The 12,139-nt window shown below is 42.4% G+C and carries 11 protein-coding genes; 9 read left to right on the plus strand and 2 right to left on the minus strand.

Annotation, left to right across the window (positions count from 1 at the left end):
- Window positions 1-31 precede the first annotated feature (31 nt).
- From PX481_RS07665 to PX481_RS07685, 5 genes are all read left to right on the plus strand, one after another.
- Complete coding sequence (locus PX481_RS07665; RefSeq protein ID WP_288094221.1) at window positions 32-160, plus strand: hypothetical protein; 129 nt, start codon at window positions 32-34, stop codon at window positions 158-160.
- A gap of 53 nt (window positions 161-213) precedes the next feature.
- The gene (locus PX481_RS07670; RefSeq protein ID WP_002758875.1) at window positions 214-885 is read left to right on the plus strand and encodes a class I SAM-dependent methyltransferase; all 672 of its coding nucleotides are present in this window, start codon (window positions 214-216) and stop codon (window positions 883-885) included.
- A 200-nt stretch (window positions 886-1,085) separates the two neighbouring features.
- Entirely contained in the window at window positions 1,086-1,235 is a 150-nt protein-coding gene (locus tag PX481_RS07675; protein ID WP_249264849.1) for a hypothetical protein, read from the plus strand.
- Between the two features lie 22 nt (window positions 1,236-1,257).
- Complete coding sequence (locus tag PX481_RS07680) at window positions 1,258-2,037, plus strand: glycosyltransferase (protein WP_002758876.1); 780 nt, start codon at window positions 1,258-1,260, stop codon at window positions 2,035-2,037.
- 20 nt (window positions 2,038-2,057) lie between these two features.
- Window positions 2,058-3,038 (plus strand): NAD-dependent epimerase/dehydratase family protein, encoded by a 981-nt coding sequence (locus tag PX481_RS07685; protein ID WP_002758877.1) that lies wholly within the window; start codon window positions 2,058-2,060, stop codon window positions 3,036-3,038.
- A 23-nt stretch (window positions 3,039-3,061) separates the two neighbouring features.
- On the opposite strand, the gene PX481_RS07690 is transcribed toward PX481_RS07685, so the two are convergent.
- Complete coding sequence (locus tag PX481_RS07690) at window positions 3,062-5,770, minus strand: bifunctional acetate--CoA ligase family protein/GNAT family N-acetyltransferase (RefSeq protein WP_288094216.1); 2,709 nt, start codon at window positions 5,768-5,770, stop codon at window positions 3,062-3,064.
- A 552-nt stretch (window positions 5,771-6,322) separates the two neighbouring features.
- On the opposite strand from PX481_RS07690, the gene gcvH reads away from it, so the two are divergent.
- The 3 genes from gcvH to PX481_RS07710 all read left to right on the plus strand — a co-directional run bounded on the left by gcvH (window position 6,323) and on the right by PX481_RS07710 (window position 8,874).
- On the plus strand, window positions 6,323-6,718 hold the full coding sequence (gcvH, locus tag PX481_RS07700; protein ID WP_002737085.1) for a glycine cleavage system protein GcvH: 396 nt from the start codon (window positions 6,323-6,325) through the stop codon (window positions 6,716-6,718).
- 159 nt (window positions 6,719-6,877) lie between these two features.
- Window positions 6,878-8,050: a molybdopterin-synthase adenylyltransferase MoeB gene (gene moeB, locus PX481_RS07705; protein WP_043998707.1), complete on the plus strand. Its 1,173-nt coding sequence runs from the start codon at window positions 6,878-6,880 to the stop codon at window positions 8,048-8,050.
- A 242-nt stretch (window positions 8,051-8,292) separates the two neighbouring features.
- Window positions 8,293-8,874, plus strand: coding sequence for a hypothetical protein (locus PX481_RS07710; RefSeq protein ID WP_288094218.1), 582 nt, complete (start codon window positions 8,293-8,295; stop codon window positions 8,872-8,874).
- Window positions 8,875-8,942: 68 nt separating this feature from the next.
- Here PX481_RS07710 and PX481_RS07715 read toward each other — a convergent pair whose 3' ends face one another.
- Window positions 8,943-9,317, minus strand: a complete 375-nt coding sequence (locus PX481_RS07715; RefSeq protein WP_016516358.1) for a CU044_2847 family protein — start codon at window positions 9,315-9,317, stop codon at window positions 8,943-8,945.
- A gap of 304 nt (window positions 9,318-9,621) precedes the next feature.
- On the opposite strand from PX481_RS07715, the gene PX481_RS07720 reads away from it, so the two are divergent.
- Window positions 9,622-12,045 carry a caspase family protein gene (locus tag PX481_RS07720; protein WP_288094219.1) on the plus strand — a complete coding sequence of 808 codons (2,424 nt, stop codon included), beginning with the start codon at window positions 9,622-9,624 and terminating at the stop codon, window positions 12,043-12,045.
- Window positions 12,046-12,139: the final 94 nt, after the last annotated feature.

Below are 12,139 nucleotides of genomic sequence, written 5' to 3' on the forward strand. Positions count from 1 at the left end.
AACCCTTACATAGAAAGGCATTTAGCGATTTTTGTCAATTGTTTTTGCTCTAGAGCAAACTAATCAATTAAGTCTCTTACCAGATAAGGATTTAGTCGATTTATGCCCCCCTATCGAACCATACCAAGTAACGAAGAACCAAAAAATTAATTGCTGCTAATTAAAAATTATGAACTATAACCATACATAAAAATAAAAGGAGGCTCTATTTAGATGATTGGGATTTGTAATTTATGCGGTTCTGTGGTGGTTCGGATACATCCAGGATATTTTGGTACTCGTTGTTTAAACTGTAGATCTACTAAAATTCATAGAGCAGTTGGTTTGACAATTGAATCTCTAAATTTTTCAACCAGTACCTCTGTTTACGAGTTGTCTTCTCGCGGAGCTTTGTATAAATTCTTAAAGGGTAAATTTAAAAATTTATACTTTTCTGAATACTTTGATGATGTACCTCTAGGGTTGATGAAGAACTCTGTTGTCTGTCAAGACGTTCAAAATCTTCTTCTCAACGACGAATCTTTTAATTTAGTGACTTCTACCGAAGTTTTTGAGCATGTTCCTGATGACAGCAAGGGTTTTTCTGAAATTTACAGAGTCTTAAAAAAAGATGGATATTTTATTTTTACCGTGCCTTTATCAGATAACCCGAAAACAGTTGAAAGATGTTTCTTACAGCCTGATGGGACTATCATACATCAGCTTGAACCTGAGTATCATGGCGATCGGATTCGAGGACAGGGAAGAGTTCTTGCCTTCAGAAATTACGGATTGGATATAACTGAACGGTTAGAAAGTTGTGGCTTTCACGCTGAAATACGTCTAGTAAACTCGACGCGCAATGTAATTGAAGATCAGAAGGTTATCATAGCAAAAAAAATGTAGTTCTATAACTGTCACTAAAAAATCAACTGGAGATGAGAATAAAATGTTAATTTCCTGCAAATACAACTCTCTTTTTATCCGTAATCCCAAAGTAGCGTTGTCGTCTTTGGAGAAATCTCTGAGAAAAATTATCTTAAATGACTGGGAATGTTTTAACTATATTTGAAACTTGACAAAAAGACTATGAGAGAATACTATAATTGCTTAAGTTACCAAAAGTAAAACTAGCAACCGTCAATCAAAATCCTCAACGTCAGCGAGACTACAGGAGTTATTATAACGAAGAAACTAAAAATATTATTAGTGAACATCTCAAGGAAGATATAGAATTGTTTGGATACTCTTTTTAGTAAAAGATAGCTTTAGATATTTATGCAACTTACGGCCTCCCTTGTCCTTTACAAAAATGATCCAGAGATAGTTATTCAAGCAATTAAATCTCTGTTCAGCACACCCATAGAAATTAATTTATCAGTAGTAGATAATTCTCCCACCGATGAACTCAAAAAAATCTTTGATAATTTTCAGGAATACGATATAGATTATTACTTCAATAATGGTAACAATACTGGTTTTGGTCAAGGACATAACCTAGCTATTACTAAGGCCAAAAATTATGACTATCATTTAGTTATCAATCCAGATGTTTATTTTGATAATAATGTGATAACTGAGCTTATTCACTACCTCGATAAGCATCAAGATGTGGGATTGATTACTCCAAAAATATCTTACCCTAACGGGGACATCCAATACCTTTGCAAGCGTCAACCTACGGTTTTGACTTTATTTATTAGACGTTTTATTCCTCGAAAAATGCAATTTCTTTTTAAAAAGAGATTGGACTGGTATGAAATGCGAGATATCAGCTATAACCAGATAATAGAAGTACCGATTATTAGTGGTTGTTTTATGCTATTTAACAGAAAATATTTAGATGATATTGGCTATTTTGATAAAAATATGTTCATGTATTTTGAAGATTATGATTTGACCATCAGAATGTCTAAAAAATACAAAACCATACTTTATCCCCATGTCAATATTTATCATCATTGGGCAAGAGGAGCGCACAACTCTACTAAACTGGCTATAGTTTTTGCTCAATCGGCTGTGTATTTTTTCAATAAACATGGTTGGAAACTTTACTAAACTTAATTGAATAATTAATAATGAAAAACGTTTTAGTTACAGGTTCTAATGGCTTTATTGCCAGCAACTTACTGCCAATTTTACATCAACATAACTGCCAGATAACAGCTGCAATTCGCCAGAAATTTGAGTTTCCTGCAGCCCTGTCAATTAAGGCTATTCAGGTGGGTGAAATTGATGATATAACCGATTGGCAAGAAGCATTGCTAGGCATTGATACCGTTATTCATCTAGCAGGACGCGCTCATATCCTTCATGAGACTATATCCAATCCAGAAGCAGCATTTATAAAAGTTAACACGAAGGGGACTATTAACCTAGTTAAGCAGTCGCTAAAAGCGGGAGTTAAGCACTTTATTTTTGTCAGTTCTATTCATGCTATGGCTGCCGAAAGTGATGATATTCTTAACGAAAATTCTTCCTGTCACCCTGATAGTCCCTATGGTCGTAGTAAACTGCAAGCAGAACAAGCTTTAATTAACCTCGCCAAAGATAGTAACATGACTTGGACAATCCTTCGTCCTACTCTCGTTTACGGACTAGGCAATCGTGCTAATATGGAGCGCTTGATGAAACTAATTAAACGGGGATTACCTTTACCTTTTGGTGCGATCAAAAATCGTCGTAGTTTTGTCTTTGTGGGTAATTTGGTTGCTGCCATTATTACCTGTTTAGATCATCCTAATGCCGCGAATCAAATCTTTTTAATTAGCGATAACCAAGCTGTTTCGACTCCCCAATTAATTCGACTCATTGCTCAACAAATTCAACAACCCTGTCGATTGCTGCCCGTCCCCACTACCTTACTTAGATTCTTAGGTTATCTGGGTGATAGAGTAGAATCCATAACAGGGAAAAATCTCCCTTTTAACAGCTATAATATCGATCGCTTGCTTGGTTCTCTTGCCGTTGACTCTAGCTATATTCAAAAAACCCTGAATTGGCAACCTCCCTTTACTTTAGAGCAAGGATTAGCCCAAACAATTCAGCCAGAGAATTAGTGATCAGCTTATCAAAAAAGGCTTCATAATTCAAGTTCCACTTTGACAAAATCGGCAGTTTTATAGAGAGAAAACCCCACTTTAGCGGCTATCATCTGCATAGCGCGGTTATCACTTAAAATTTCCCCTTCAATTCCCTCTAGTCCTTCCTTTTTGCCAATAGTGACCAAACGCTGTAGTAATTCAGTACCAATACCCTGACCTTGATAGTCATCCCTAACTAATAGGTCAAATTCCGCCACATTAACGCCGTGCAGTTTATTTAAGCGTCCTATAGCGATAATTTCTGGTTCTTCCGTCTGATCGTTATTAATCTCTACCACTAAGCTCATTACTCGATCGTAGTCGATAAAACAAATGCGCGTAAGACGATCATAAGCGGTTTGGCGATCGAGATTGACAAGATGAAAATAACGATAATAAATGGTTTCTTCCGAGAGATAATGGTGAAATTGTCGCACTAAAGGCTCATCCGCTGCCCGAATCGGACGAATTAGCACCTTTAATCCTCTTTTCGTCGTCCAAGGACCTATATAATGTTCGGGATAGGGACGAATCGCCGGATGAGATAACTTTTCTGGGGGAGTAGTTGGAGGATGAAGAAGGATAGAGGCGGAAAGGGCGATTAATTGCTCTGAATCGGCAAAAAAGGGATTAATATCGATAGTTTTAATGCGAGGTTGTTCACTAACCAGGTGGCTAAATCTAACGATTATTTGCTCCAAATTCGCTAAATTAAGCGATTTAAGCCCATTTGTCCCGTTAAAAGCCCGATAAATCTTGGTTTTTTCTAAAAGTCGGCGAGCGAGATTAGTATTTAAAGGAGGTAGAGCGGTGGCGTAATCTTGAAAAATATCGACTAAACGGCCGCCAGTACCGAAAATTATCACCGGTCCGCACTGATCATCGTAATTAGAGCCGATAATTAACTCATATCCTCGATCGATTTCTAACATCGGTTGAATACTCACCCCGAGAAAATGCTCCCCACCCACTTGTGCGGTAATATTAGCTTCGATCGCCTGATATGCTTGTGCCACTGCCATAGAGGAAAAAAGCGGCAATTGTACCCCACCCACCGCGCTTTTATGGATAATCGTCTGGGAATGCAGTTTCATCACCACGGGATAACCGAGAGATTCAGCGAGATTAACTGCTTCTGCGGCACTTTCAGCAATTTTAGTGACAATAACAGGGATTCCATAAGCTTTGAGTATATCTAAAGACTCTGGCTCACTGAGAATTGTTCTATCCCCTGCTTGCTCGATAATCTGGCTAACTAAAACTCGATCGGAGCCATTTTCCTGAGAATTGGTTAAAATTGGCGTTTGATAAAGACCGCGCAGATTCTCTTCATATTTCCAGAGCAAATTAAACACCCGGGCCGCCGAATCGGGATAGCGATAGGTGGGGATACCCTGCTGATTTAATAACGCTACTCCCTCTGCAATGCCCTCTCCCCCCATCAAACTTGCTAAAATGGGTTTTTTGCTATTTTGAGCGATTGAGGCGATGCTACGGGCAATTTCTCGCAGATCGGTGTTAAAGCGAGGCGAGAGAATCATCAACACCGCGTCGGTATGTGCATCCGCTAAAGCGATCTCTAGGGCGCGAGCGTAGCTATCGGGATCGCTGCCGCGACGCAGATCGATGGGATTTTGGGGGACAATATCCGCGGGAACAAGAGGAGCTAGTTTTTCGATCGTTGCGGGGGTAAGGGTTGCCAGTTGTCCATCTTCCGCCAGTAAAGCCGAGGCCGCTAAAAGAGCGGGAGCAACACCATTGCTGATGATTGTCAAGCGTTTTCCCCGGGGAAATCGGGGAATTTTCGCTAAAACTTGCGTGATATTCAAGAGATCGGCCAGTCTTTGTACTTCCACGATGCCACAGCGAGCAAAGGCAGCGGAGAGAGTTAGCTGATCGCTGGTCAATTTGCCAGCATGGGAAAGAGAAGTGGGGTCAAAGTCGGTACTGTGGCGACTAATGGCGATAATTGGTTTATTTAGGGCAACTTCTCGGGCTGAGGACAGAAAAGAGCGGGCATTATTCAGGGATTCCAAGTAGATAACGATGCTTTTGGTTTGGGGATCGTCTCCCAAATAATAGAGTAATTCGCCCCAATCCACATCTAAAAGGACTCCGAGGGAGATAAAGTGACTAAAACCGACATTTTCGCTTAAACTCCAATCAAGCACGGCAGCAGCGATCGCGCCACTTTGACTAATCAGGGCAATTGAACCGGTTTTCGGCAGGATGGGGGAAAAGGTGGCGTTAAGATTTTGTCTTATATTGCAGATTCCTGAGCTATGGGGACCGATGATGCGTAATTTTTGACCAGCGATCGCTTTAATTTCCCTGAGTAAATTTTCCCCCATCTGGCCGGTTTCCCGAAAACCCGTGGAGAGAATCAGGGCGCATTTAACCTGTTTTTCGACAGATTGGGCGATAATAGCGGGAATTTCGGGAGCGGGGGCGGTGATAATTACCAGATCGATCGCCGCCTGGATATCTGGTAAACTGCTATAGCTGGGAAGATCGAGCCAGTTTTCGGGGTGAGGATTAACTAGATAAAGACGGTGCTGACCGGGATTATGATGGAGATTATTTAAAAGAGTGCGATCGAGTTGGGGATTTTGGCGATTAAATCCCACCACAGCGATGTTTTTTGGCTCAAAAAAGGCTCTTATGGTTTGATGTTCGCCACCACGAGGCTCTAAGATGGAATTTAACATAAGTGGGTGGGTGGAATTAAATATAAGATGAACGTAGGTTGGGTTGAAGCATGAAACCCAACGCCCGCATGGGTTACGCTACCGCTAACCCATCCTACAAATAATTGTGCCTCCCTACTTAAGTAGGCTAGGAGGTATTTAAACCGGTTATTGTTCCAGTGTTCCGGTGTTCCCCGATCAACCTAGACCAATTCTAGCTGTTTAATCAGGGTTCGATCGGTGTAATTAATTTTGTCTAGGTAGGGTTGGCTGAATAAATCTAAAAACTTGGTTGGATAAGGTTTTCAGACTTTTTTTCCCTCAAAAAGTGCCGACCCTTGGAGTGATGGGGGGAAAATTTTAGGGACTTTTTCCCTGAAAATTAGGTAATTGACCTCCTCAAAATCGGTAAAACCCTACACCCCACACCCCACACCCCACACCCTGCCACCAGGAAAAACTTTTTCACCAAACCCTAGGCAGCGATCGGCAATAAAACAGCCCTAGCCGATGAACATTTTCCCCAAGAGATCTAGTAAACTAACTGATGCTGTAAATATTTAGAGACAGACGATGGAACTGGAATATCCCGAGGATTTGAGATACCTAGAAACCCACGAATACGTCAGACTCGAAGGTGAAATCGCTACCTTGGGAATTAGTGCTTTTGCCGTCGATCAATTGGGTGATATCGTGTTTCTAGAATTGCCCGAATTGGGAGAGGCGCTGGAAGTAGGTAGTAGTTTCGGCACGATCGAATCGGTAAAAGCGGTAGAAGATCTTTATCCTCCCGTCTCGGGGACCGTAGTCGATCGCAATCAAGCGATGATTGACTCCCCCGAATTAATTGCCGATGATCCCCACGGGGAGGGTTGGTTATTAAAAGTGCGGGTAGAAAATCCCGATACTGCCTTGGCTGATACCCTCTCCGCTAGTGAATACCGCGCCCAAGTAGCAGGGGAAAGTTAACTAATATTAACAACACGGAGCCAGACCCTCACACTATCATAGGCATAGAAAGAATTAAAAATCCAGGAAGCGATCGAGTCTTCCTGATTTTTGTCTCTAAACCGTGCTGAGACGAAATTCTAGCCCGAATCGAGTGAGGTTTCACTATTTACCCAATCTATGCTAAATCCTAATCTCGCGGCGATCGAACTTTCCAAAGAGGAGGTTCAACGCTACTCTCGACACATTATTCTGCCCGAAGTGGGCTTAGAAGGTCAAAAAAAACTAAAAGCCGCCAGTGTTCTCTGCATCGGCACCGGGGGACTCGGTTCCCCGCTTTTACTCTATCTAGCGGCGGCTGGCATCGGTAGAATCGGTATTGTTGACTTCGATATCGTCGATAGTTCCAATCTGCAACGTCAAATTATTCACGGCACTTCTTGGGTAGGTAAACCGAAAATTGTTTCCGCTAAGGACAGAATTCTAGAAATTAACCCCTATTGTCAGGTGGATTTGTACGAAACCCGCATAAGTTCCGAAAATGCCCTTGACATTTTAGCCCCCTATGATGTAGTCATCGACGGGACGGATAATTTCCCCACCCGTTATCTGACTAATGATGCTTGTGTTCTTCTCGACAAACCCAACGTTTATGGCTCAATTTTCCGCTTTGAAGGACAAGCAACCGTTTTTAACTACCAAGGCGGTCCCAACTACCGCGATCTCTATCCCGAACCGCCACCACCGGGGATGGTTCCCTCCTGTGCGGAAGGCGGTGTTTTAGGAGTTTTACCCGGAGTAATCGGCACAATTCAAGCCACAGAAGCCATTAAAATTATCCTCGGCGCACCGGATACCCTTAGTGGTCGTTTACTGCTTTACAATGCTTGGGAAATGAAATTCCGTGAGTTAAAATTGCGCCCGAATCCCATCCGTCCCGTCATTGAAAAATTAATTGATTACGAACAATTCTGCGGTATCCCGCAAGCGAAGGCACAAGAAGCAGCAGAACAGCAAAAAATGACAGAAATGACCGTAGTAGAGTTAAAAGCACTAATTGACAGCAATGCCAATGATTACATTCTCATCGATGTGCGTAATCCCAACGAGTACCAAATCGCTAATATCCCCAACTCGGTGTTAATTCCCCTACCCGATATCGAGAATGGTGCGGCAATTCCCAAAATTAAGGAATTAGTCAACGGTTATCGTCTCATCGCCCATTGTAAGATGGGGGGACGTTCCGCTAAGGCCCTCGCTATCCTCAAAGAGGCAGGTATCGAAGGAATTAACGTCAAAGGTGGCATCAGTGCCTGGAGTCGCGAAGTCGATTCCACTGTACCAGAATACTAATTTTGATCCTTGGGTGTTAGGGGTTGGGGTTTTAGGGTTTTGGGGTATTAGTTGAATTCCCCCATTCCCTATCCCCCCATCTCCCTAGGGTTGATTCAAGGTAGGGTTGATTCATGAATCAACCCTACCCCATCTCCCCATCTCCCCATCTCCCCATCTCCCCATCTCCCCATTCCCCCATTGCCCGTGAATCTGTTAAAATCAAGGCCAGTTAGCCTTAAAATCCTCGGTGTGAGCGAACGATGAAAAACCATATTAAAAAAATTGCTAGTTGGAGCGCGATCGCTACTATTTCCCTTGGCTTAGTAGAAATGAACCGAACAGCGATCGCATTTGGCAACAATAATCAATTCAGTGCCTGTATCAGTCAGATTGTCGGCACGGGAGTCAGTCCCGAAGATGCCGCCACCGCTTGTTCAGAAGCATTAATTCCTAAAGAATTATCCCGGTGTGTGGTGATGATTAAATCCAAAACCCCGATCGATGGTAATCTGGCCCTGCAAGCTTGTTTTCAAGTGCGTCGTCCTATTGACCTAGGTAATTGTGTAGTCGATATCCATCGCGCTGCCCCCTTATTTGCCACTAATTCCCTCAAACAAACCGAAACAGCCAAGGAACCTGATAAATTAGGGATTTCTAGACAGGTTTTAGATTCCTGTCGTCAAAGTTTATTACCCGGTCGCTTTTCCGAGTGCGTTATCGCTGTCAGTCGTGATGTGGACAAAAATAATCCCTCCCAAGCTTTACAAACCTGTTTAAGTGCCGAGGATTTCCCCAGAGATCTATTCCCCAGTTATCCCCAAAATCAAGACCAGAGACCTTAATCAAGATTATTTGGCTCTCTTATTTTGGGAATATATGGAAAAACCAGAAAACGTTAAAGATTGAACCATCAATCAGACGAGTTCGGCGGCTTAGGAAAGGTACACTTAACCGTAATATTTAAATTACTTTTAGCGGTTCCTTTGGTAATATAAGGGATTCCTACCTCACCGCCGATTTCCACACCAAATTGTAAAGTGACTTCCTCAATGTTGGCAATGGCTAAATTGCGAAAAGCGTTTAAAGTGTAAGTAGTGTAAGTACGAATTGTATCTTCAATTGTCTGAAAATTCTGTAAAATTTGCTGTTTATCTGGTACATTAATTACCCCTTTAGCAACTCTTCCCTCGGTTTTTAATGTCTCGGTCGGAATTTCCAGGTCATCGGTGGACTCTATATAAATTAGAGTGTTTTCGTCAATTTGGATCGGAGTTAGTCGAGTCATAAATAATGCAAAAATTGAAAATTAACTTTTTTCTTAACTATTTCTTGGCTCTCCCATACTTGTGGTGATAAGAAAAGGGGCTCTTCTGGTTTCTGTGTGGAAACGGGGTCTATACTGATAGAATATCAGCAAAATAGTCCTAAAAGTCTTGCCCAGTAAGCATTTCACGATTCCATAAGCAAAAATTATCACACAAAGTCGAGAAGAGCCGAAAAGGTCATCTAAGGGAGGGCCTATGCTTTCCTTGCAGTTTACCAAAAAATAACCTAATATAAAAAATATTTCTATCCCTTGCTGACTGTCTATGGTTTGGTACGCCCTCGTCATCGGCATTAACGATTACGATTCCCTGCCATCTTTGAGCAAACCCGCCCAAGATGCAGAAGCTGTTGCTCAATTCTTGGAGAATACCAAGACATTTGAGAATGTAGAACGCCTACCCAATCGCTGGATTGCCGCAGAAAAACGCTACGAAGTTGTTCCAGGAAAGGTAACGGGGAATGAAGTCTTGCAAGCCTTAAAGCAAATCTTATCGGGAGAGCAGACCAAAAATCAAGAAGTCTTGATCTACTTTTCAGGACACGGGTTTCGCCTGATCAATCGCATCGGTGACGGGGAAGCCTATCTCGCCACCTCCGATAGCCAACCCGACGGCAAAAATGCCATTTCTTTAGACCGAGAACTCAATCCTTTATTACGGCGTTCTAGTTTGAGTAATCTGGTGGTAATGCTAGACTGTTGCGTTGCAGGGGCGTTATTGCCCGAAAATCCGGAAAATCGCACTTTGCTGGAACCTAGCCTCTCAGCGTTTAAGGAGAAGCAAGATTACTACCTGATCGCCGCCTGTCGGTCACAACAGCAAGCTTGGCAAGATGAGGAATACAGTTTGTTCACCGCCGCTTTACTGAAGGGATTGTCCCAAAAAGAGGCGGACCCAAAAACGGGAGAAATTAGTGTCGATCGCCTGTTTGATTTTGTTTCGCGGGAATTGCGAGGGAAGGGTCAAGAACCGATTCGCATGGGAGTTGGGCGATCGCTAATTCTGGTCAAATATGGGGCGCAACCTCAAGTTAAAGAAGTGAAACCGTTACTAGATGAGAAGGGAGAATTGCGCTGTCCCTATCAAGGATTGCTGGCGTTTACTAAGAAAGAACGCCCATTTTTCTTCGGACGCAAGCGAGTAGTAGAAGACATCAAATCTAAGCTGGATCGGCTAAATTTTGTCCCTCTGATTGGTGCTTCTGGAAGTGGTAAATCTTCGGTAGTTCTGGCGGGATTGATACCCTGGTTGGAAGAATTAGGATGGCACATTCTCGAACCGATCAAGCCTGGATTTAAGCCGTTGTCAAAGTTAGAAAGCCTACTGTTATCCTATTTTCCAGATTGCGAAAAATTGCTGGATGAATGTATCAATAATCCAGCCAGCGAAGGCTTAAACCCGCTATTAGAACTTTTTCCCCGCGAACACAAATTCTTGCTGGTGGTAGATCAATTTGAGGAATTATTCACTTTTGATCCAGAGAAAGAGCGCGAGCGCGAGCGCTCGCGCTTTATTGAATTGATTACTCAAGTTGCCACAATTCCAGACTCTCCTCTGGCAGTTGTCGCTACCATGAGGGCGGATTTCATTGAACCCTGTTTGCGTTACGATTCTTTGCGAAAATTGATTCAAAATAACGCCGAATACCTGCCAGGTCTAAGGGGATTAGATTTGCTAGAAGCTATCACCGAACCAGCCAAACTGCAAGGCTATGAAGTTACGAAAGAATTGCTCAATAAAATCCTTGAAGATATTAAACAAGAACCCGGATTTTTACCATTATTAGAGTTTGCTTTAACCCAGCTTTGGCAGAGGCGAGATGAAGCAAAGTATCAGGTTACTTTAGATGCTTACCAGGCGATAGGTGGGATAGTAGGAGAGTTAAATTGTCATGCAGATAAAGTTTACCACTACAGGGATTATGAAAAAGACTCACCGCAGCAGGAGCGAACGGAAGACGAGAAAACTTTAATCAAGCGAATTTTCTTGAATCTTCTGCAAATAGGAGATGGGGAAAAAGATACCAGATTGCGTCAACCGAAAGCCTTTATCTTGTCTTTAGCTGGAGATAATCGAGAAGGAAAAAAAGTTTTAAAAGAACTGATTGAAGGAAAACAAGGATTAGTAAAAGGTCGCCTTTTAGTAACGGGAAAAACTGAACGAGAAGAAGAAGCTTGGGTAGATTTGGCCCATGAAGCTTTAATTGAAAAGTGGGACAACCTGAATCTGTGGCGAACCGAAACTCGCAAGGGTAGAGAATTAGCCAAACAAGTGTATGAAGATGCCCGAAATTGGCAAAAAAGTCACAAATCCCAGTATTATTTGTGGTCGGGTGACAAGTTAGCAGATGCAGAGAAAATTCTGCAAGAATATCAAGACACGGTGGGGACTAAGCAATTGGCTAAAGAGTTTCTCCAAGCTAGTAGCCAGGAGGAGTTGCGTTCTTATATGAGAAGGCCAGATATTGATGATTTAGACTGTCAAGCTTTAGAAAAAGAAGCAACTAACAAATCATTTTTAAGCCGAGAAAAGTTGAGAAATTTACTCGAAAATGAGAAGGAAAAAGCACAGATAAGGCTGTCAGCGTCCTGGTTGCTGAAACAGTGGGGAGAGGAGGTTCCTATCTGGACAGCAGAGGTTGATATAGCGGTATGCACTTGCATGAGGTACAATAGAAGAGGACAATAAATTATAGACCTAGGCAGGAGCCACGACCCGATGAAGCCCTATTCTTTAGACTTGCGACAAAAGATCATCGAGACCTACGAGGAGAATAACCTCT

This window comes from Microcystis sp. M53603_WE2 (assembly GCF_030065435.1).